The organism is Pectobacterium sp. CHL-2024 (assembly GCF_044751765.1).
GTDB lineage: Bacteria > Pseudomonadota > Gammaproteobacteria > Enterobacterales > Enterobacteriaceae > Pectobacterium > Pectobacterium brasiliense.
Genome location: NZ_JBIXKO010000001.1, coordinates 154,191 through 175,803 on the forward strand (window position 1 = coordinate 154,191; position 21,613 = coordinate 175,803).

At 50.0% G+C, this 21,613-nt stretch carries 21 protein-coding genes and 1 pseudogene; 14 read left to right on the top strand and 8 right to left on the bottom strand.

The features are described 5' to 3' along the window. The first annotated feature begins 195 nt into the window (after positions 1–195). The 4 genes from ACIPUG_RS00675 (at position 196) to tyrR (ending at position 6,042) form a co-directional block, all read left to right on the top strand. Entirely contained in the window at positions 196–1,593 is a 1,398-nt protein-coding gene (locus ACIPUG_RS00675; protein ID WP_014915688.1) for a YcjX family protein, read from the top strand. Further along, positions 1,590–2,633, top strand: a complete 1,044-nt coding sequence (locus ACIPUG_RS00680; RefSeq protein WP_400336879.1) for a YcjF family protein — start codon at positions 1,590–1,592, stop codon at positions 2,631–2,633. Before ACIPUG_RS00675 ends, ACIPUG_RS00680 begins: the two co-directional genes overlap by 4 nt. Before the next feature lie 159 nt (positions 2,634–2,792). Further along, positions 2,793–4,337 (top strand): M20/M25/M40 family metallo-hydrolase, encoded by a 1,545-nt coding sequence (locus ACIPUG_RS00685; protein WP_400336881.1) that lies wholly within the window; start codon positions 2,793–2,795, stop codon positions 4,335–4,337. 136 nt (positions 4,338–4,473) lie between these two features. Further along, a complete protein-coding gene (tyrR, locus tag ACIPUG_RS00690; protein WP_400336883.1) occupies positions 4,474–6,042 on the top strand; it encodes a transcriptional regulator TyrR in 1,569 nt (522 codons plus the stop codon). A 56-nt stretch (positions 6,043–6,098) separates the two neighbouring features. On the opposite strand, the gene tpx is transcribed toward tyrR, so the two are convergent. Next, positions 6,099–6,602 (bottom strand): thiol peroxidase, encoded by a 504-nt coding sequence (gene tpx / locus ACIPUG_RS00695; protein ID WP_039496609.1) that lies wholly within the window; start codon positions 6,600–6,602, stop codon positions 6,099–6,101. Between the two features lie 79 nt (positions 6,603–6,681). After that, positions 6,682–7,401: a murein tripeptide amidase MpaA gene (gene mpaA, locus ACIPUG_RS00700; protein ID WP_039509627.1), complete on the bottom strand. Its 720-nt coding sequence runs from the start codon at positions 7,399–7,401 to the stop codon at positions 6,682–6,684. A gap of 165 nt (positions 7,402–7,566) precedes the next feature. Between mpaA and ACIPUG_RS00705 the strand changes: the two genes are divergently transcribed. From ACIPUG_RS00705 to ACIPUG_RS00715, 3 genes are all read left to right on the top strand, one after another. Then, positions 7,567–9,183 carry an ABC transporter substrate-binding protein gene (locus tag ACIPUG_RS00705; protein WP_400336885.1) on the top strand — a complete coding sequence of 539 codons (1,617 nt, stop codon included), beginning with the start codon at positions 7,567–7,569 and terminating at the stop codon, positions 9,181–9,183. 124 nt (positions 9,184–9,307) lie between these two features. Then, a complete protein-coding gene (gene zntB, locus ACIPUG_RS00710) occupies positions 9,308–10,291 on the top strand; it encodes a zinc transporter ZntB (protein WP_039277455.1) in 984 nt (327 codons plus the stop codon). Between the two features lie 493 nt (positions 10,292–10,784). Beyond that, complete coding sequence (locus ACIPUG_RS00715) at positions 10,785–10,961, top strand: hypothetical protein (RefSeq protein ID WP_164671866.1); 177 nt, start codon at positions 10,785–10,787, stop codon at positions 10,959–10,961. Positions 10,962–11,082: 121 nt separating this feature from the next. Here the strand turns inward: ACIPUG_RS00715 and ttcA are convergent, their stop codons facing one another. Beyond that, positions 11,083–12,018, bottom strand: coding sequence for a tRNA 2-thiocytidine(32) synthetase TtcA (gene ttcA / locus ACIPUG_RS00720; RefSeq protein ID WP_039550666.1), 936 nt, complete (start codon positions 12,016–12,018; stop codon positions 11,083–11,085). A 322-nt stretch (positions 12,019–12,340) separates the two neighbouring features. Then, positions 12,341–12,697, bottom strand: a complete 357-nt coding sequence (locus tag ACIPUG_RS00725) for a tyrosine-type recombinase/integrase (protein ID WP_400336888.1) — start codon at positions 12,695–12,697, stop codon at positions 12,341–12,343. 298 nt (positions 12,698–12,995) lie between these two features. On the opposite strand from ACIPUG_RS00725, the gene ACIPUG_RS00730 reads away from it, so the two are divergent. From ACIPUG_RS00730 to ACIPUG_RS00740, 3 genes and pseudogenes are all read left to right on the top strand, one after another. Further along, entirely contained in the window at positions 12,996–13,517 is a 522-nt protein-coding gene (locus ACIPUG_RS00730) for a hypothetical protein (protein WP_379058729.1), read from the top strand. Between the two features lie 216 nt (positions 13,518–13,733). Beyond that, positions 13,734–14,012 (top strand): annotated as a pseudogene (locus tag ACIPUG_RS00735) (2Fe-2S iron-sulfur cluster-binding protein); the annotation flags it as partial. Then, complete coding sequence (locus ACIPUG_RS00740) at positions 14,007–14,537, top strand: lipid II-degrading bacteriocin (protein WP_400337565.1); 531 nt, start codon at positions 14,007–14,009, stop codon at positions 14,535–14,537. The pseudogene ACIPUG_RS00735 and the gene ACIPUG_RS00740, both read left to right, overlap by 6 nt. Positions 14,538–14,546: 9 nt before the next feature. Here the strand turns inward: ACIPUG_RS00740 and ACIPUG_RS00745 are convergent, their stop codons facing one another. Next, positions 14,547–14,900, bottom strand: coding sequence for a hypothetical protein (locus ACIPUG_RS00745; protein ID WP_379058731.1), 354 nt, complete (start codon positions 14,898–14,900; stop codon positions 14,547–14,549). Between the two features lie 682 nt (positions 14,901–15,582). On the opposite strand from ACIPUG_RS00745, the gene ACIPUG_RS00750 reads away from it, so the two are divergent. Further along, complete coding sequence (locus ACIPUG_RS00750; RefSeq protein ID WP_400336891.1) at positions 15,583–16,056, top strand: terminase; 474 nt, start codon at positions 15,583–15,585, stop codon at positions 16,054–16,056. Between the two features lie 617 nt (positions 16,057–16,673). Here ACIPUG_RS00750 and ACIPUG_RS00755 read toward each other — a convergent pair. Continuing rightward, positions 16,674–16,946, bottom strand: a complete 273-nt coding sequence (locus ACIPUG_RS00755; protein WP_205541938.1) for a hypothetical protein — start codon at positions 16,944–16,946, stop codon at positions 16,674–16,676. A 543-nt stretch (positions 16,947–17,489) separates the two neighbouring features. Between ACIPUG_RS00755 and ACIPUG_RS00760 the strand changes: the two genes are divergently transcribed. The 3 genes from ACIPUG_RS00760 to ACIPUG_RS00770 all read left to right on the top strand — a co-directional run bounded on the left by ACIPUG_RS00760 (position 17,490) and on the right by ACIPUG_RS00770 (position 18,682). Then, positions 17,490–17,642 carry a hypothetical protein gene (locus ACIPUG_RS00760; protein ID WP_205563744.1) on the top strand — a complete coding sequence of 51 codons (153 nt, stop codon included), beginning with the start codon at positions 17,490–17,492 and terminating at the stop codon, positions 17,640–17,642. 34 nt (positions 17,643–17,676) lie between these two features. Then, on the top strand, positions 17,677–18,015 hold the full coding sequence (locus tag ACIPUG_RS00765; protein WP_039467677.1) for a 2Fe-2S iron-sulfur cluster-binding protein: 339 nt from the start codon (positions 17,677–17,679) through the stop codon (positions 18,013–18,015). Positions 18,016–18,391: 376 nt separating this feature from the next. Beyond that, the gene (locus ACIPUG_RS00770) at positions 18,392–18,682 is read left to right on the top strand and encodes a DUF333 domain-containing protein (protein ID WP_039467674.1); all 291 of its coding nucleotides are present in this window, start codon (positions 18,392–18,394) and stop codon (positions 18,680–18,682) included. 33 nt (positions 18,683–18,715) lie between these two features. On the opposite strand, the gene ACIPUG_RS00775 is transcribed toward ACIPUG_RS00770, so the two are convergent. Next, positions 18,716–19,708, bottom strand: a complete 993-nt coding sequence (locus ACIPUG_RS00775; protein ID WP_014915622.1) for a 2-hydroxyacid dehydrogenase — start codon at positions 19,706–19,708, stop codon at positions 18,716–18,718. Positions 19,709–19,827: 119 nt separating this feature from the next. Further along, a complete protein-coding gene (locus ACIPUG_RS00780; RefSeq protein ID WP_014915621.1) occupies positions 19,828–21,381 on the bottom strand; it encodes a PAS domain-containing methyl-accepting chemotaxis protein in 1,554 nt (517 codons plus the stop codon). Positions 21,382–21,613 lie beyond the last annotated feature (232 nt).

Genomic DNA, 21,613 nt, shown 5'->3' on the forward strand with positions numbered 1-21,613 from the left:
TTGCTAAGAGTTGTCTTATTGCTTGCTAAGAGTTGTCTTAAAAGTATCGTTTCTTTACATTTTGGCGGTAAAAATACGGTATGAGATAGGTGAGCGGGGTTGAACTTATATCGACGTGAGCGTGAGGCGTTTGTCTGATTTTATTATTATATTGATACGATATATCTCTCAACCAAAGGAGTGATGGTTCATTCGATGAGTCGACTACAGAACGAAATTAACTCACTGGTCAATCGCGGCGTGGATCGCCACCTGCGGATTGCCGTCACTGGGTTGAGTCGCAGTGGCAAAACCGCGTTTATCACCGCGTTCGTCAATCAATTATTGAATACCCACAGCGGTGCACACTTGCCGATGTTTTCCCCCGTGCGCGAAGAGCGTTTGCTGGGGGTGAAACGTGTGCCGCAGCGCGATCTGGGCGTACCGCGTTTTGCTTATGATGAAGGCATGGCCGCGCTGTATGGCTCGCCGCCGGCTTGGCCAACGCCGACGCGCGGCGTGAGTGAGATTCGTCTGGCGCTGCGCTATCGCTCTAAGGATTCGTTGCTGCGTCATTTCAAAGACACCTCGACGCTCTATCTGGAAATTGTCGATTACCCCGGCGAATGGTTGCTGGATCTGCCGCTGCTGGAGCAAACCTATTTGAGCTGGTCGCAGCAGATGGGCGGTTTGCTGCAAGGGGGACGCACCGAGTGGGCTAAACCCTGGCTGGCACTGTGTGAGAAAGTCGATCCGCTGGCCCCGGCGGATGAGAACCAGCTTGCCGAGGTGGCGCAGGCTTACACCGACTATCTGCACCGCTGTAAACAGGAAGGACTGCACTTTATTCAACCGGGACGATTTGTATTGCCGGGAGATCTGGCGGGCGCGCCGGTGCTGCAATTCTTCCCCTGGCCGCAGGTGAATCAGATCGGTGAAGCTAAGCTGGCGCAGGCGGATGAGAAAACCAACATCGGCATGCTGCGCAAGCGTTTTGACTATTACTGTCAGTCGGTCGTCAAAGGATTTTATAAGGATCACTTCGTACGCTTCGACCGGCAGATTGTTCTGGTCGATTGCCTGCAACCGCTCAATAGCGGCATTCATGCGTTTAACGATATGCGGCTGGCGCTCACCCAACTGATGCAAAGTTTTCATTACGGGAAGCGCACGCTGTTCCGGCGTTTGTTCTCGCCCTGCATCGACAAACTGATGTTTGCGGCGAGTAAAGCGGATCACATTACCGCCGACCAGCACGCCAATCTGGTGTCGTTGCTTCAGCAACTGGTGCAGGAAGCGTGGCAGAACGCGGCGTTTGAAGGCATCGACATGCGCTGCGAAGGCATTGCGTCGATCCAGTCAACGCAGAGCGGGGTGGTCGATCATCAGGGACAGAAAATTCCGGCACTGAAAGGACATCGGCTCAGTGACGGCCAGCCGTTGACGGTCTACCCTGGTGAAGTGCCTGCGCGTTTACCAGGGGCGGCATTCTGGCAAACGCAGGGCTTCCATTTCGATCAATTTCGTCCGCGAGAAATGACGGTAGACACGCCGTTGCCGCATATCCGGTTGGATACGGTCATGGACTTTCTGTTAAAGGATAAATTGCGATGAACGAGCCACTGAAACCCCGCGTCACGTTCGATGACGTTTCACCGCAAGAGCCACAGCCGCAGTTGCGTGCCGGGTTAGCATTTGACGAGCAGAGCGGCACGCCGTTTTCCCCGATCAGCCGCGAAGAAGAAGTGCCGGAAGAAGGTGCGGCGGAAGAGGCGATCAGCGCGGCGCTGCGACCAAAGCGCAGCCTGTGGCGGCGTATGGTGATGGCGGGAATCGGGCTGTTTGGTGTTAGCGCGCTGGCACAGGGCGTGCAGTCACTGCATAACGCCTGGGTACAGCAGGATTGGATCGCGCTGGGCGGCATTACCGCAGGCAGCCTGATTGTGGTGGCGGGCGTCGGCTCGTTGGCTGTCGAGTGGCGACGCCTCTACCGCTTACGGGAGCGGGCAGAAGAGCGCGACGTGGCTCGCGATCTGTTACATAGCCACGGCGTGGGGCGCGGACGCGAATTCTGTGAAAAGCTGGCACGTCAAGCGGGGCTGGATAGTGGCCATCCGGCGATACAGCGCTGGCAGGCTTCACTCCATGAAACCCACAACGACCGCGAAGTGCTGGAGCTTTATGCACGTCTGGTTCAGCCCGTACTGGACACGCAGGCGCGGCGTGAAATCAGCCGCTCGGCGGCGGAATCCACCTTGATGATCGCCGTCAGCCCGCTGGCGCTAGTGGATATGGCCTTTATCGCCTGGCGCAACCTGCGCCTGATTAACCGTATTGCCGCGCTGTACGGCATCGAACTCGGCTATTTCAGCCGCATTCGCCTGTTCCGGCTGGTGCTGGTCAATATCGCGTTTGCCGGCGCATCGGAGCTGGTGCGGGAAATAGGTATGGACTGGATGTCGCAGGATCTTGCCGCGCGGCTATCAACTCGCGCTGCACAGGGCATTGGCGCAGGGCTGCTGACCGCGCGCTTGGGTATCAAGGCGATGGAATTGTGCCGCCCGCTGCCGTGGCTGGATGACAAACCGCGCCTCGGCGATTTCCGCCGCGAACTGATTGGTCAGGTAAAAGAAACGCTGCAAAAAGGGCGTTAGGGGTGAAGACGATGGTACAGGCAATGTGCCATCGTTGTTTTATCGTGGCTTAACAATGAAATGCAGTACAAGCCGCGTGCTATTTTGGCAGACAGTACCCTTGTTACAAAATCGTGTGTAGGATAAAAACTCCTCATTTCTGTATAACAGGACGTTTTTATGATTCCCGGTAAAAAATTGACGCTGGCAGCACTGTCGCTGTCGGCAGCCATACTCTGCTTACCTGCCAGTGCACAGCTGGTACTGGCACCCGCCGATGCGGAACGTTACGCGCAAAACAGCTTCCCTGAATATCTCGAATTACTCACGTTGCCCAATGATGCTGCCGTGCCTGCGGATATCCAGCGTAATGCCGACTGGCTGGAAAAGGCTTTTCAGAAGCGTGGTTTCACCACGCAACAGCTGACAAATGGTGATAAGCCGCTGGTGTATGCTGAGCTGGGCACGCCAAAAGCCGATCGTAAAACCATCTTGTTCTACATGCATTTTGACGGACAGCCCGTGAATCCCGCCGAATGGCAAACGCCGCCGTGGCAGCCCGTGTTGAAAGAAAAAGACGCTACGGGTAAATGGCAGACGCTGCCTGAGTCACGTCTTCTGAAAGGGGATATCAATCCAGAATGGCGCCTCTTTGCCCGGGCATCGGCCGATGATAAAGGGCCGATCGTGATGTTTCTCGCCGCCATGGACGCAATGAAAGATAAAGGCGTTGAGCCTGCGGTCAATATCAAAGTGCTGCTGGATTCTGAAGAGGAAAAAGGTTCGCCCGGCCTGACAAAGGTCATGGCCGACAATCTGACGCTGCTGAAAAGTGACGGTATGGTGATTTATGACGGCGCGATGCCGTCCAGCAATCGTCCTGGCATCAACTTTGGCAATCGTGGGTCAATCCAGATCGATATGACAGTTTTCGGTGCAAACGCGGCGGCGCACAGCGGCGGTTATGGCAATGTCATTCCCAATCCGGTGCAAAATTTGGCCACGCTGTTGGCAAGCATGAAAGATGCGGACGGTAAGGTCACGATCCCTGGTTACTATGATCGCGTCACGCTTAGCGAGAGCGATAAAAAACAAGTCGCAGAGACCGCACCACCTGCGGGTTCGCTGGAGAAACGCTTTGGTGTCGCTCAGTTAGAGAAGGTCGCCAGCAATGCGGCAGAGGCGGTGCAATATCCTTCGCTGGATATTCTCGGCATTAAAGCGGGCGACACGGGTAAAAAGGCTTCGAACGCCATTCCATCAACCGCGACGGCCAGCGTGAATATTCGCACCGTGCCGGAGACGCCGCCGGACGATATGTATGCGCTGTTACGCCAGTATATCGCCAGCAAAGGCTTTCATATCATTGCCGGTGAAGCGCCTACGCAGGCCGAACGCGAACAGTATCCGCATCTGATTTCCCTTAGCCTGACGGCCTATCCGAGCAGCGCCTATGCGGCCAGAACCGAGATCGATTCCCCGCTGGGTCACTGGGCGGTTGCGACAACAACCGCACCGCGCGGCGTTGCACCGGAGAAGAATCGTATGATGGGCGGGACGCTGCCGATGAGCGGCGCGGTCAGCGTATTGAAAGTGCCTTACGTCATCGTTCCTCTGGTGAATGCCGATAATAATCAGCATAGTTTTGATGAGAATTTACGCCTCGGTAACTATCTGGAAGGTATTCGAACCATTGTGGCGATGGCGACGACGCCGCTGTCTTAACCCCGTTTCGTCATTGACGTGGAAAAAACGTACAGATGTGTCAACTTTTGCTGCCACCTTACTTCATCCGGTGCAAACGAAAGGGTATTATCAGTAGCAATAGCCATATCGTGTCTCTTGAAGAAGGTAGCCGTTGATGCATCTGGAAGTGATTTGTGAAGACCGCATTGGTATGGTCCGTGAATTGTTAGATCTACTTGCGTCACGCAATATTGATTTACGCGGCATTGAAATTGCGTCTATTGGTCGTATCTACCTCAATTTTGCCACCCTCGATTTTGATGATTTCCGTCTGCTAATGACGGAAATCCGCCGTATTGACAGCGTCAGCGATGTGCGTACCGTGGCGTTCATGCCGTCTGAGCGCGAGCATCGGGCGTTGAATGCGCTATTGGAATCGATGCCTGAACCCGTATTCTCGCTGGATATGAAAGGAAAGCTCGAGCTGTTTAACCCCGCGGCGCTGGCGCTGTTTGAACAATCGGCAGAGACCATCAGCGACTTGACGATTGGCAGCATGATCCCCGGTTTCAATTTCGCCAGTTGGCTGGAGAAGAGCAGCGCCGTCGTGGCGGAGCGTGTGGTGATCCGTGGTCAGGATTTCTTGCTGGAAATGACGCCCGTCCGTCTGGAAGATGATGCCGGTAAAGTGGCAACGGCGGGCGCGCTGGTGATGCTGAAATCGGCCGCTCGCATGGGTCGCCAGTTGCAGAACCTCGCCGTGAATGATGAAAATGAGTTCGATCATATCGTGGCTGTTAGCCCGAAAATGCGTCAGGTGGTGGAGCAGGCGCGCAAATTAGCGATGCTGGACGCGCCGCTGCTGATCGTGGGCGATACAGGGACGGGCAAGGATATGCTGGCACGTGCCTGCCACCTGCGCGGGCCGCGTGGCAAAAATCCTTTCCTGGCGCTGAACTGCGCGGCGTTACCAGATGACGTGATGGAGAGTGAGCTGTTCGGCCATGCGCCCGGCGCGTATCTCAACGCGCAGGAAGGCAAAAAAGGCTTCTTCGAACAAGCGAACGGCGGTTCGGTTCTGCTGGATGAAGTCGGTGAAATGTCGGCGCAGATGCAGACTAAATTGCTGCGTTTCCTGAATGACGGGACATTCCGCCGCGTCGGTGAAGATCACGAAGTCCATGTCGATGTGCGGGTGATTTGCGCGACCAAGAAAAACCTGTTGGAGCTGGTGCAGCGCGGTGAGTTCCGGGAGGATCTTTATTATCGCCTCAATGTACTCTCACTGACGTTACCGCCGCTGCGTGAGCGTCCGGCTGATATTATGCCGTTGGCCGAGCTTTTTGTGGCGCGCTTTGCCGACGAACAGGGGATTCCTCGCCCCAAACTGGCCGCAGATGTGGAGCATTTCCTGCCGCAGTACGGCTGGCCGGGTAACGTTAGGCAGCTGCGAAATACCATTTATCGCGCACTGACGCAGTTGGAAGGTAACGAACTGCATATGCAGGACATCGATCTCCCGGCGTTTTCGATTGATGCCCCGCAAGATGAAACCCTGCTTGATGGCTCGCTGGACGACATCAACAAACGTTTTGAGCGTTCCGTGCTGACCCGCCTTTATCAATCTTATCCAAGCACACGTAAACTGGCGAAGCGGTTAGGCGTATCGCACACGGCGATAGCTAACAAACTGCGGGAATATGGACTCAGCCAACGCAAATTGGCAGGGGACGACGAAGAGTAAATAACAAAACGGCTGCTTGCGCAGCCGTTTTTCACGTAATTTCAGCGTAGCTTAGCTTATTTCAGAACAGCCAGTGCTGCGTCGTAGTCTGGTTCAGTGGTGATTTCGTTCACCAGCTCGCTGTGCAGCACGTTGTCGTTTTCATCCAGTACAACAACCGCACGAGCAGTCAGACCTTTCAGCGCGCCATCGGCAATCGCCACACCGTAGCTTTCTTTGAACTCACCGCCACGCAGAGTAGACAGTACAACGACGTTGTTCAGACCTTCCGCGCCGCAAAAACGGGACTGTGCGAACGGCAGATCGGAAGAGATACACAGAACAACGGTGTTATCCAGCTCAGAACCCAGTTGGTTGAATTTGCGCACGGACGTGGCACAAACACCGGTATCGATGCTTGGGAAAATGTTCAGGATTTTGCGTTTGCCAGCATAGTTGCTCAGCGGGGTATCGGACAGATCTTTAGCCACCAGAGTAAATGCTGGGGCTTTGCTTCCTTTGGCTGGGAATGACCCTGCTACTGGCACAGGATTGCCTTGAAAATGTACGTTCTGTGACATGTTTGCGTCCTTAATTACAGGTGATTAACACGCTGCTCAGTTTAGGGCAACATTAGCAACATTGGTATAAAAATTACGATTAAAATTGCTGGCTTAGCAACGCCACCATCGCTTTCAGATAGCATTCGCTGGCAGCATCTGCCGAGACTGGCGGAAGCTCAGCGGTAATACAATGAAGCGAGCGATCGGCGCACCAACTTCCGAAAGAGCCAGGCGTGTCGTAACCGATACTCGATACTAACGGCAGTTCGCACCGCTGCGCTAACCAGCGACCGAGTTCGGAATGATGTGGATCTTCAATACACGCGAGTGGCTCATGAAAAGAGACAACCCAGTGAGGATTAAGTTTCTCAATCAGCGTGCAAAGGGCTTTTGTTTCTGGCTCTGAACCTGCCGTTTCGCCCGTGGATAGCTCGACATCGCGTTCATCTGCGGCGCTATTCCAGCGGTAGACTGTCTTCCCCGGTTGCCAGTTACTGGCCGGAAAATTGCGATTGAGATCGACACCGTTAGCGTTGGCACGCAGTCCCAACTGACAGCCATCCGGGTTCACCGCGAGAATCACGTGATGGCGGCGCTGGCCTGAAAAGAGGGTGCGCAGCGCACAGGAAAGCGCCACGACTGCTGCGGTTTCATCGCCGTGTGTTCCGGCAATAATCAGCCCGCTCTCTGAGGGGGCTAATTCGGCGGGGAAATACAGCAACGGCGCGCCCAGCAGCGATTTCCCATACGGTTCGCCCAGCGAAGGTAAATTGCCTCGTTGCTGGCGCGCCTGAAGAGGAATGATCGGGTTTTCCATGTTGTTGCCCTGTGGTTACCTATGCGTTTCATCATAAAAAAATCAGTCCGGAGACGCAAACGGCGATGCGGGCTGACAAATTGCGGGGGTATCGCTGGATGATAGCGCTGATTTCTGACTATTATATTCTTCAATCAATTCATTACGCTTTCAGGTCAAATCATCATGCACTATGGATATTCTGCATTTTATGCCGCGTTGATGGCGGCCATGACGGGCAATGCTGTCGCGGCGCAGGTTCCCGCAGGAACGGTTCTGGCTGAGAAGCAAGAAATCGTCCGCCACATTAAAGATGAGCCCGCATCTCTCGATCCGATAAAAGCTGTGGGGTTGCCCGAAGCTCAGGTGGCGCGCGATCTGTTTGAAGGGCTGGTCAATCAGGACGCGAAAGGGAATCTGGTTCCCGGTGTAGCGCTGCGCTGGCAGACGACCGATAACCGCACGTTTATCTTTACCTTGCGTGATAATGCCCGCTGGTCTAACGGTGAACCCGTTACGGCAAAAGATTTTGTCTACAGCTGGCGTCGTCTGGTCACCCCAGAGAACAGCTCGCCGTTCGCCTGGTTTGCTCGACTGGCGGGGATTCAGAATGCCGAGCAGATTCTCGCGGGCAAGCTGCCCGTCGATCAGCTTGGCGTGACGGCCGTCAATGATCACACGCTGAAAGTGCAGCTCAGCAAACCCGTGCCTTATTTTGTCAGCCTGACGGCAAATTTCAGCCTGTTTCCGGTGCATCAGGCCACGATAGAGAAATTCGGGAACGACTGGACGAAGCCAGGCAATCTGATTGGTAATGGCGCGTTTAAGCTGGATCAGCGCATCGTCAATGAGAAGCTGGTGCTCACGCAGAATCCATATTATTGGGATAACGCCCACACGCGCCTGACAAAGGTGACCTTTGTTCCGATCAATCAGGAATCGAACGCGACGAAGCGCTATCTGTCTGGGGATATCGATATCACCGAGTCGTTTCCTAAAAATCTGTACCAGAAACTGCTGAAAGACTTGCCCGGCCAGGTTTATACGCCAGATCAGCTTGGCACCTATTATTACGCGTTTAACACGCAGCGTGCGCCGACCAATGACGTACGAGTGCGAAAAGCACTGTCTTACGCCATCGATCGTAAAGTGATTGCGGAAAAAGTATTGGGCACGGGAGAAAAGCCGGCCTGGCACTTTACGCCGGATGTCACCGCGGGCTTCAAACCGACGGAAAGCCTGTTGCAGCAGTATTCTCAGGATGAACTGGACGCGCAGGCAAAAGCGCTGATGGCAGCGGCGGGCTATGGCCCCAATAATCCGCTGAAATTATCGCTGCTGTACAACACGTCGGAAAGCCACCAGAAGATCGCGATTGCCGTGGCATCCATGTGGAAGAAAACGCTGGGCGTAGACGTGCGTTTGTCCAACCAAGAGTGGCAAACCTATATCGACAGCCGTAATAGCGGTAATTTTGACGTCGTGCGAGCGTCCTGGGTTGGCGACTACAACGAACCGTCGACATTCCTTTCGTTGCTGGCTTCGCACCACAGCGGGAATATCGCGCGCTTTAAAAATGCGAATTACGATCGCGTCCTGGATGAAGCGGGTAATCAGACTAACCCGCAGGCGCTGAATGCGGACTATAACCGGGCAGAGCAGATTTTGATGGATGAAGCACCGATTGCGCCGATCTATCAATACACCAACGGACGCTTGATCAAACCGTGGGTGAAGGGCTATCCGATTACTAACCCGGAAGACGTGGCATACAGCCACATGCTTTACATCGAAAAGCATTAAGTGCCGTAGTCATACATTGAATGATGTAGCAATAAAGCCGGAGCGATCGTGATGGTCGCTCCGGCTGACAGAGTACAACACTGATAGCAAAAGAACTGATAGCAAAAACCGTTGGAGGCAAGACGTGGAATCCTTGGCAGGAAAAGAGTTGCAACACAGCGGTGCGGTTCATGCGTATCAGTTGGATGGAAAGGGGGGCGTGACTCCGATTGGCGAGCAGGATGTGGTTAACAGCGAGAAACCCTGCTGGCTACACCTGGATTCTACCTTGCCTGCCAGCGTGCGCTGGTTGAATAAAACGATGCTGGTGCCAGATAGCGTACGCAATGCGCTGGCGGGGGAAAGCGCTCGTCCCAGAGTGACGCGTTTGGGTGAAGGTACACTGATCACGCTGCGCAGCATTAACCTAAATGCCAATGCGCGGCCTGATCAACTGGTGGCCGTTCGGGTATTCATTACCGACAAACTGATTATTTCTACCCGACGCCGTAAGGTCTTGGCTATCGACGAGATTCTCACCGACCTGAAGGAAGGTAACGGCCCGACGGACAGCGGCAGCTGGCTGGTCTCCATTGCGGAATCGTTGACCGATCATACCAGCGAGTTTATTGATGATTTGCATGAGAAAATCATCGATCTGGAAGAGGATTTGCTGGAGCAAAAAATTCCGCCGCGCGGCGAGCTGGCGCTGATTCGCAAACAGCTTATCGTGTTACGTCGCTATATGACGCCACAGCGTGACGTATTTTCGCGTATTTCCGGCGAGAAACTGCCCTGGATGCAGGATGACGATCGCCGCAGAATGCAGGAAATTGCCGATCGATTAGGGCGTGGGCTGGAGGATTTGGATGCCAGTATTGCGCGCACCACGGTACTGTCGGATGAAATCACTGCGCTGATGACCGAAGCGATGAACCGCCGTACCTATACAATGTCGCTTTTGGCGATGGTTTTCCTGCCGACGACGTTCTTAACTGGGCTATTTGGCGTCAACTTAGGGGGAATTCCCGGCGGCGATGCACCGTTTGGTTTTTTCACGTTCTGCCTGATGTTAGTGATATTGGTTGGCGGCGTTGCATGGTGGTTAAAACGCAGTAAATGGCTATAACGACTTGCGGTGTGTGGGTGCGCAGATAATCACAAACTGTCGCGAGCGGCTAAAAAACCACGCGTAAATTGAGCAATATCAACATTTTTTACCCTGTTGTGCGGCACTATCATTCCCGCAGGTGAATGCAGCGTCAAGCGATGGGCGTTGCGCTCCATATTGTCTTACTTCCTTTTTTGAATTACTGCATAGCACAATTGATTCACACCATGCCGACAGTTTTGTCGGCTTTTTTTTGCCCCTCGATCCTGACCTTTTCCGTCATCCTTCAAGCGACGTTATAAAATGCCTTTGGCATTTTATTATGGTGGGCTACCGCGCCACACCCTTCGGGCCGTCGCAGGCGACGTTGTAAAATGCCTTTGGCATTTTATTCATTAGCTTACTACGCTTAAAGGGACGCGCTGGCGTTGTTTGACCAGCCGTAACGCATGTCTGTACTGCTTCAGTAGCTGGATTTGCCTTAACATTATCCAACACCGAGGAGGAAAATATGCTCACTCAAGACGCGACGGATTATCTGCAAGCTGACACGGTTCCGGTTGAACCGATTCCCATTATACCGAACGATCCGATACCTCGTCCGCTTCCCGATCCACCGCCCATTCCTGATCCGCCGCCAACAGGGCCGGAACACGAACCTGTCACTGAACCACCGCAAGCCCGATAGCGGCGCTCTACGCGGCAGAAAATGGCAATAAAAAACACGGTGGTGAAACAGCAACCGCTGCTTCTTACCACCGTGTCTCTATTCTTTAGGGTAATGCCATTCCTGCACTGGAATGTCGCGCTTATTTTATTTCCAGCACGTCAAGGCGGGTCACGGATGGCGCATCGTCGTCATCTTCCGGCTGCCAGCCAACGGGCTGTAACGGCAGTTCTTCACGGTCAAAAGCCAGATCGCCACCATCCACCACGTCGCTACCGTGACGAATGCCTTTAAAATCGAACAGCGCATGATCGGCAAGATGAGAAGGCACAACGTTCTGCATGGCGCTGAACATGGTCTCAATACGGCCAGGATAGCGTTTGTCCCAGTCGCGCAGCATGTCTTTAATCACCTGACGTTGCAGATTTGGCTGCGACCCGCACAGGTTGCACGGAATAATCGGATATTGACGGGCTTCAGCAAAGCGTTCGATATCTTTTTCACGGCAGTAGGCGAGAGGGCGGATGACGATATGCTTACCGTCGTCGCTCATCAGCTTCGGCGGCATGCCTTTCAGTTTCCCGCCGTAGAACATGTTCAGGAATAGCGTTTGCAGGATATCGTCGCGGTGGTGACCAAGGGCGATTTTTGTTGCTCCTAGCTCCGTCGCGGTACGATACAGAATCCCGCGACGCAGGCGTGAACACAGTGAGCAGGTGGTTTTCCCTTCTGGAATCTTGTCTTTCACAATCCCGTAGGTATTTTCTTCGACGATCTTGTACTCCACGCCAATACTATCAAGGTACTGCGGCAGAACGTGCTCCGGGAACCCTGGCTGCTTCTGATCCAGATTCACCGCAACCAGAGAAAAGTTAATCGGCGCGCTCTGTTGCAGATTGCGCAGAATTTCCAGCATGGTGAAGCTATCTTTCCCGCCGGACAGGCACACCATAATGCGGTCGCCTTCTTCAATCATATTGAAATCAGCGATAGCTTCGCCGACGTTACGCCGCAGGCGCTTTTGCAATTTGTTCAAATTGTATTGTTGTTTCTGGTTAATTTGTTGATTTTCTGACATTTTTATCTGTGCTCGTTGCAAAAGGCGTTGCGGATGGAAAACGGTTCAGTGCAGACGCCAACACGGTCTGCACGATCATGGCGTGTATGGTACGGATTACGGCGACGAATGCCAGATCGTTTTACAGCGGTGTACCAGAATTACCCCGTAGGTGAAGGGGGGTTGCTACTTTTACTCATCTTTGCGCGCTTGAGGTAGAAAAACGAAGCGTAAACGCTGGATTTCAGTAAGGCCATATTCTTTGTGGTGATAGACAATATCATTCGCACGCTTGTTCCCCGTGATTTTCATTTGAGAATGAATGCTTCCAGTGTCGGTTTAACTAAGGAGACTGTACGGATGCCAGCCTGAGTTTTAGGCGGGCCAAAGTGCCGAGGATGGTTAAATTACGTGAGATATGGATAACACCGGCATCCAGGTCGATATCTTCCCAGACCAATGCAGCTAACTCACCATGTCGCAGCCCCGTATAAACCGCCAACTGCCACAGGTTCTTACTTTGCCCCGACAAACTACCGATAAGCTGTTCAAACTCATGTTTAAGCATCGGATCGGGGCGTGGGCGGCTTTTTTGCAGCTTCTTTATCCCCTCAAATGGCCTACCTGATATGAAGCCAGAGCGGTGCGCAAAGCGGAGTAGTGAGAAGAGCAGGGCAATGTAGTTATCGACAGTTCTCACCGTGCGACCTTCTTTATTACCTCGCACGGCAGCGGGATAGCGTGTTTACCCGTGCAGTAGCTGGCTTCTGTAGTCCAAAACATCATTTTGGCTAATATCGGCAATGGATGTTTGATCACCGATAATATTGACCAGCGTGTTTAGCTGAGAGCCAGTTTTCCGCAGTGTATTGGCTGTCAGTTCTATTTCACGGTTTTTTAGCCAGATAGAGGCCATTCTGTGGGCTGTTTTGGCGACGCTACGTGAAATCTGAATTCCTCGCCCTCATTCAATCCTCTCACTTTTTAACAGAGAAACCATGTTAACCATGAAAATGAAAGCGCTGCTGTTATGCGACGGGTTGGCTGCTGCGTTCGGCGCAGGTTGGTATGTGCAAGGATTGCGGTGGGATACGGATATTACGCAACGGGATAAGCAGCAGTCGGACGATATCAGTACAGGCCAGCAAGCTGTTATCACCGGACAGTCACTTCAGTTCCATAGCTACAACGAGATAGCACGCAACGTGAATCAACACGGCGCAATTATTAAAGCGAATTCTAATGAAAAGCAGATTGTTTACAGGACAATTATTAAACGTAGTCCTGCTAGTCGTGAGTGTGTGTCTGATGATGTCGCTACTGGGTTGCTCGACTACGCGCACCGTCTACGTGCCAGCGCAATGCGTGCCACTGCCAGTGGAGTTGACGCAGCCAGTGTTAGTACCGCTGCCTCCGAGTGCCGATTGACGTATGGGCAGGCCGTTTACTGGATTGACCCGTTACTGACGGCGATTGAACAGGTTAATAGACAATTGGATGCTATACGAGAAAACATTTAAACCAAAACTCGCGATAGCGAGCTTTTTACAATAAGAGGAAAAAATATTGAAAGATAAATACGTTCAATCAGAGCAAGACTCTAAAAAACTCGATACAAAGGAGGAAAAAAATGAATCGGTAAATATTCCCACCGATAATGCCAAAAGGCAGAGCGGATGTAATAGAAAGAAATGCCACTGCGCACGATAAATTTTTTTAATAAAAGGATAATGAGTATGGCTATTTATAAAATTAAAGACTTGACAGGTAATATTGATTTTGAATGTTCTGACGATACTTATATACTGGATGCTGCCGAAGAAGCAGGGCTTGATTTACCCTATTCTTGCCGTGCTGGATCATGCTCATCATGTGTAGCTCTACTTATTAGTGGGAGTGTTGATCAACGCGATGCTTCTTTTTTAGATGAAGAGCAACAGAAATATTTCGTATTGACTTGTGCGGCATACCCTAATAGCAATTGTATTATTAAAACTGGGGTGGAGGAAATGCTATTGGGTTATGATTCATATCGTGATATGTCTGAGTATTTATTCGGGTTACTTGGTGGCAACGATTCTCCAGAGCTTTTAGATGGGTTATTTACCCCAGTAGATGCTTTCCGACATTATTTGTTTGGTAATGGCGCTGATAAATCCATTAATATAAATGACGTAGGGCTTTCTATTGATGTTAGTCAAATCCCACCGATCATGAATATTATCAACCAAGGTTTTATTGGCCGATTTGACATTAGCAGTGATTTCAATCGTAATACTTCGCTAGACGGTATTATCCCTGCTTCCTATCTTGGTAATATTACGCTAAAAACAGAAGGGGTTCTTAGTATTTCACCCGATGGTGCATGGAGTTATAATGGTGGGGTTCGTGCTTATAATGATCTTTATGATGCTAACCCCAGTACCCATCGTGACAGGTTAGGAGAGTGGTCAACAGGAGTACTTGATAAATTCAACGGTACTCCTTATGAAATTCAAATCCCTGGCACGCTTGACATTTCTGGTCGTGGTCAACGTTGAGAAATCCGGTCAGTTCTTGACGCTATATTCAATAGAACCGCTTTTGCATTCATACATGGCAAACAATTGATGAGATTCTTTTGGGTAGGATACGGTTACGGGCAATAGATAAAAATCTACTGTTCTAGATGTATTTTCTTTATCAAAAATGATATCGGGTGAAGCCGCGCTGGGAGAGACTGGTTTCAGTTTGGGCCAACGTGGTATGAGACTCTCGATTAGATCATTTTGTACATCAGTTGCCACTTGCTCATAAGTGATCTCGTCACATGAGGGCCCAATGAACTGAGCGTAATATTTATACACTGATAGAGAAACCACCGCTATCAGGACACTGAATGTTGCTTTTTTTTTCCATCCCATAGTTTGCATTCCTTATTGAACATAGCTATGCATCATCTATTTAAGATAATAACAGTTATCACAATCTAATTGTTATGATGAATTTCAGTATGAAAAGTGCCGGTCAACATCCACTGGTGCTTTCATCGTCCCAACAAAAGGTAATCCCATGACACAAGCCACCGATCAATACATTGAGAAAGAGATTCAGGCCAAAGGACTAACTGCGCCAAGTGTTACGTCACCGTCGGAGTGTGGAAAGTAAAGCATTCCAGAGTCACTTCCCAGAGGTGGCTCGATAATGCTTACTCAGTAGGACGCTATAGCAAAGTACGATTGGAAAAAGCTGCTGGCCGATTATGCCGCTGCATATTCAGCAACGGGAATCTCTCCAGTAAAGTGGTGTGCTCAGAATGAGGTGCCGTATAGCTCTGCGAAGCGTCATATCACGATAAAGGCTGCAACGGATTTCATTAAACAGAATTCGCAAATTATCTGTTCGCAAGAAAGTGATTTGCATATTCGCAAAGAGAAAAACGCGAATCGCAAAAGCGAGAAAAAGTGAGGTGATTCTGGCGATAACAACATTCAGGAACCAGCAAACGCAGACGAGCATAGCGGCGAAGCCTCAGCACCTGAAACGAAAAGGCATGGCAGGGATTCCAGCGGTCGCTTTACTGAGGGAAACTCCGGCAATACAGGCGTGCCGACAAACGCATTTCCACGCGGTAATCAATGCGCCAGAACACACGGTGCTTACGCCAAATATCTGGATGCCGATGAGCTGTTCGATGCAGCCAAAGATTCCGATCTGCGTGATGAGCTGATTTTCACCCGCGCTCGTGCGCTGTCAGTGACGAAAACGCTGAACAAAATTATGGAGGATTTGCAGAAAGCTGAATCAGTCGAAGCGAGCATCGAGCTTTACGATAAATTCATCAAGGCCGAGCAAGGGCTTGATCGCAACATTGCCCGGATTGAGTCGATCGAGAACAGCCTGAGCAAGTTACAGCTGGATACGGTGAATGTTCCGCGTCTGAGTACTGATACGCTGCGCATTAAGGCGGCGACCGCCAAGCTGAGAGCCGAAACGGAGGAACTGACGGCGGAAAGCAAGGATGCGACGGCGCCGCTAAATGTCGGTGGAAAAAAAGGGCAATTTATGGGGGAAAGGTAGCTTGTGGTAACAAGTTTATTTATCTAACACCATGAAATATCTATAAGATATATATTTTTTCAGTTATTTATATTTCAGAGTGAAACTTGTTGAGGTTGTACTGAGTTTTTGGGTTAATCTATTGTTTTTCTGACATTTTTATCTGTTCTCGTTGCAAAAGGCGTTGCGGATGGAAAACGGTTCAGCGCAGACGCCAACACGGTCTGCACGATCATGGCGTGTATGGTACGGATTACGGCTACGAAGGCCAGATCGTTTTACAGTGGTAACAGGAAAGCAGAGCGTCTCTTTTGTTTTGCCAGTAGTGAAATACCGCCCTTTTTGGCAAAGATATTGCTTATGACTATCCTAAAAGATAAGTGTTCAACCAAAAAGAGGAATATATCGTGAGTAACAACACATCAAAAGGAACATCGTCAAGTCACCCTCAACAGGGAGGGAACTGGCCTAGCACAACTGGAAATCCATCGGGTGGCAATAGAGGTAACGCTCCTTCATCTCCAGGTGGAAATTCAGGTAAGGCAGGAGGTGGCTCTGGCAAAGCAGGGAAGTAGGAGATATATAACCACGCTACAGCTAGTGAGTTAAATCCACTAGCTGTAGCGTTATTTATTGCATTATTGCGGCAGGACTTCTTCAATTTTAGTAATGTGCGAATCGCCACTCAGCGGCTTATAAATATGAATTTTGACAATTTTTAGTGGTGCCTCTGGTGTCGTTACCGTACCTTTGGTCAGGAACGAGTAGTTCGTGCCCGATACCACCTGTGTTGCAACAAATAGCGGCGTATAAGCCACACCCAGTAAATGTACGGTAGATTTAAAAAGTGATTTATCAGCATCATTCAAATCACGGAAAGCAGTCCATCCACCAGAAAGTTGATCTGACATCATTTCACCTCATTTAATTTGATCGATAATATATCGCTGTGTTGCCCTGTTAATATATTCACAGGGCAGTAAAATGAGACTAGGTTATTTAATTTTATTTGGCAAGGCAGAACACTATTCTCTTTATATGAATAAAGTGAAAGTATATCAAAAAACAAAATAATGGATTTTATGTGTTTTTTCAGTGATTGATATATTTAAAATCTCTATCTCTAATCATTAAAATAATTATATGTGAAATTATTTGTTTTGATATAAATATAAAAAATATGCAACAAACCATCGACTAACCACGTTACGTTCTGAACGCTGTTTCCTTGGCCCTGCCATTGAAGGTTGTCGTTCATTTCTGCTGTCGCTTACTCATCCGGTAATACAAGCTGAGTCGTATTTAGTGCTGACCAGCAACCGTCTGATTAGTAAGGCACTTTAAAATAATAAAATAGACATTAAACGTAATATATCTCTCGCGCTGTGACAGCTGTCATCGGTTGAGCGGAAATTTCCACCATGCTCACGAATAAACTTAATAAAGAGGGAATAATGGAAAAAGAAAACAATGAACGTTTGAAAAATGAACATGCCTTAGAAGGCATTAATAAAAAAGAGGAGGCCGTTGATAAAGAAAATCGCGCCGATGACTCAAATAAAAGACGCCCTGGCTGCAATCGCGTGAAGTGTTTTTGCGCGCGATGAAGTAAATATCAGCATCTAGAAAAGGATAAAAGTGATGGGATATACTTATACAATTAGAGATTTAACCACGGGGGCTGAAATTCAGGCTCCTGATGATGTTTACATTTTGGATTCACTTGAAAAGGCTGGTGTTAATTCACCTTATTCATGCCGTGCTGGGTCATGCTCTTCATGTGCTGCGCTACTTATTACCGGTCTCGTTGATCAATCGGATGGTACGTTTCTAAGCGATGGGCAGAAAGTTAGATTTATATTAACCTGTTCAGCATATCCTCAAAGTGACTGTACTATTCGAACAGGGGTAGAAGATCTCCTGGAAGATGAAGAAAAAGCACACAAAGTCTTCTTTGAAGACTGGCAGAGGTGGAACTGATTCCGGCTTTTTTAAGCTTGGATCTTTAAAATGGCAAAATATGTTCCCTTCATAAAGAAGGGGACATTATCAAAACATGTGGTGTTCCCCAGAACGGCACGCTGCAAAAAATTATTTATATCGACTTTCCCATAAATGCTGCCCCAAAAGTGGGTGTCCAACTTTTGGGGCAGACCATAATGCTTGTGCTTTATCGTTGTCCCACTTCCTATGTAACCCACCATTTCCTTGATCTTTTCCCTGTTACCCGCATTGAGCCCTGTGTTGTCGGGGCGAGGTATGATAGATATAGTCTTCGTCTGAAAAGTCTATTCGATAAGTGTTGATGCCAAACGTGGTGTCAGAACTTTTGCTCCACCCGATCCGAGGCCAAAACATGAAATTATTGCCATGGCTATGTACTGCCGCTGCGCTCCTGCTGGCAGGATGTAGTAATCATAGTGAGAACACTGCCGCTACCCAGCAAAATGCCACGCAAAATGATGACACAAGCGCCGTGGTGTTGCTGAAAAGCAGTTCACCGGTTGACGTTAACTGTACGTTGATTGGTGGAACGATGGCGATCTCCCGGCAGCTTGATGGTGCGAGCGTGGGAGCCTGTCAGTTAGCCAACGGTAAGCGCTGTAGCGAACAATCTCTGATGAATGGAAGTTGTCCGGCAGGGTGAGTGTTGCGGCAGTCAGCACTGCCGCAGGAAAACTTAAGAGGTAACCAGATTTGCGCAAGGCGCGTTCTGGCTGATGTCTTTCAGGTTTTGTAGCGTGGTTTGGGAAATGCTGATTAGCGCTTCTTCCGTCAGGAACGCCTGATGCCCGGTAAATAGCACGTTGTGACACGCGGATAAGCGGCGGAAAATATCGTCCTGAATCACATCGTTGGATTTATCGGCAAAGAAAAGGTCGCGCTCGTTTTCATAAACGTCCATACCCAGCGCGCCAATTTTCTGTTGTTTCAACGCGTCGATAGCGGCCTGTGAATCGATCAGTCCACCACGGCTGGTATTGACGATCATAACGCCGTTTTTCATTTGCGCAAAGGCCGCCTGATTCAGCAGATGATGATTCTCCGGCGTCAGCGGGCAGTGCAGGGAGATGACGTCCGCATTGGCATACAGCGTTTTTAGATCGACGTATTCCGCCCCTAATTCCAAGGCCTGCGGGTTTGGATAGGGATCGAAGGCCAGCAGGCGCATGCCAAAGCCTTTCAGGATGCGCATAGTGGCGATGCCGATTTTTCCGGTGCCGATAATGCCCGCCGTCCGGTTGTGCATATTGAAGCCAATCAACCCTTCCAGAGAGAAGTTCGCGTCGCGAGTACGCTGATAGGCACGGTGAATGCGGCGGTTAAGCGTCAGCATCAGGCCGACGGCGTGCTCGGCGACGGCTTCAGGGGAATACGCAGGAACGCGTACCACGCTGATACCTAGCTCCTTAGCGGCTTCCAAATCGACATTGTTAAAGCCCGCACAGCGCAGCGCCAGCGTTTTAATGCCCAACGCTGCCAGTTCTGTCAACACTTCACGTCCACCGTCATCGTTCACAAAGATGCAGACGGCCTGACAGCCTGCGGCGGTTTTTGCGGTGCGCGATGTCAGCATGAAATCAAAAAACTCTAGTTCATAGCCAAACTGCTGATTGACCTGTTCCAGATATTTACGGTCATACTGCTTCGTGCTGTAAATTGCCAGTTTCATTGATAGTTTCTCCGAAAAATCCTTAGGTTAAGCTATCAGAAAATCGGGCGGTGACAAACCGTTACCTGACTGACAGTAACGGTTTGAAATTGAGAGACAAGAATAGCGTAAGAACGATGTTAGCGAGACGTGCTGAAAACTGACACAGCTTCGGACATTGTGGAGATCTGCTGTTCCAGGCTGTTAATGGCAGAACTGGAATGTGTCGCCAAAATGGTGTTCTGACGCGTCAATTCATCAATGTTGTTCACTGCCGAGTTAATCTGTCCCAGGCCTTGCGATTGCTCTTGTGTTGCCAGGCTGATTTGGTTCACGAGCTGCGTCACCTGCTGTACCTGAGTCAATATATTGTGCATCGACTGGCTGGTGTGGTTGACCAATTTATCGCTGGTATGAATGTTCGCGATTGTGGCATCGATAATCGCCGCGATGTCTTTGGCGGCAGCGGCGCTACGCTGTGCCAGAATACGAACTTCGCCTGCGACCACGGCAAAGCTCTTGCCCTGTTCTCCGGCGTGAGCGGCTTCTACTGCCGCATTGAGTGCCAGAATGTTGGTCTGGAATGCCAGATTATCCAGCACGCTGATGATGTCGGTGATCTCTTTACTGGAACGGGTCATGACCGCCATGGTGTCCGTGACCTGATTCACCGCTTTTTCACCCGCATCGACGGCCTGATTGGCATCGTTCGCACAGCGTGTTGCCAACTGCGAAGCCGAGGCATTGCTTTGAATCGTCGCTGTCAGTTCTTCCATTGATGACGCGGTGGATTGCAAACTTTGTGCGGTATCTTCACAGCGCTGGCTTAGCGTGTAATTCCCAGAAGCAATCTCACCACAGGCGTGGCGCAGTTCGGCCAGCTTGCCGTTGACATCATCGACAAACGTGCGGAAATTCATGCCGGATTGATTGACGGCGCGTAATAACATGCCAACTTCGTCCACGCGATTAAGTTGAAACGAGTTATCCGCCTGCCCGGATGCGGAATTAATAGCTTGGCGTAGAATCTTTTCCAGTGGTTTTGCCAGGTGTTGAACTAATAATTCACTGGTTATTACCGCGCCAGCGAGTAACGCCAAAACAAAAACTAATAGCGGTGTCGTGACTGGAAGCGTCGCCAGTAGGAAAAGTAGTGCGAATAGCATGAAAAAGAATATGTAGCTTCTTATCCGCCAACGTACGGGAATAACATTAAATAAGCTAAGAAGTTTTAGCGGCCCTTTATAAATCAGCAGTCCCTGAAAGAGTCGGCGGTTCTTTAATTTATTCTCATTCATTTGATGATAAAGCGCTTCAGTTTGCCGAATTTCTTCCTGTGAAACTCGGGTTCGTACCGACATATATCCTGTTATTTTTCCTTCTTTCATTAGTGGCGTCGTACTGGCTTTTACCCAGTAGTAATCGCCATTCTTGCGGCGGTTCTTGACGACGGCCGTCCAGATTTTACCTGCCTTCAGCGTTGCCCACATGTCGGCAAACGCCTGTGGGGGCATGTCTGGGTGGCGCACGATATTGTGAGGTTGGTGGAGGATTTCCTCAAAGTCGTAACCACTGGCGTCAATAAAATCGTCATTGGCATAAGTGATATGGCTATCGGTGGTGGTAACCGACATCAGCTTGGCTTTTTCATCTAATAAATACTGAATATCACTGACCGGAAAATTCTTACGCATTTATTGATCCTTTTAGTATAAGCAAGCATAAACGTAATGTTTTTAGATCCATTAACTAACGGAAAGCGATTAATGCTATTTAATTAACGGCAATCTTCACGAAATACTTAGCGAGTAGACTTATATATTCTTACTAGTTTCGTCCGTTATTTTTTCTTTAGGAAACCGTTATGTTTTCTTTAGAAAAGTCGTTGTTTAACCTGACTCGCAGTAAGCGCCAGCCGATGACCAA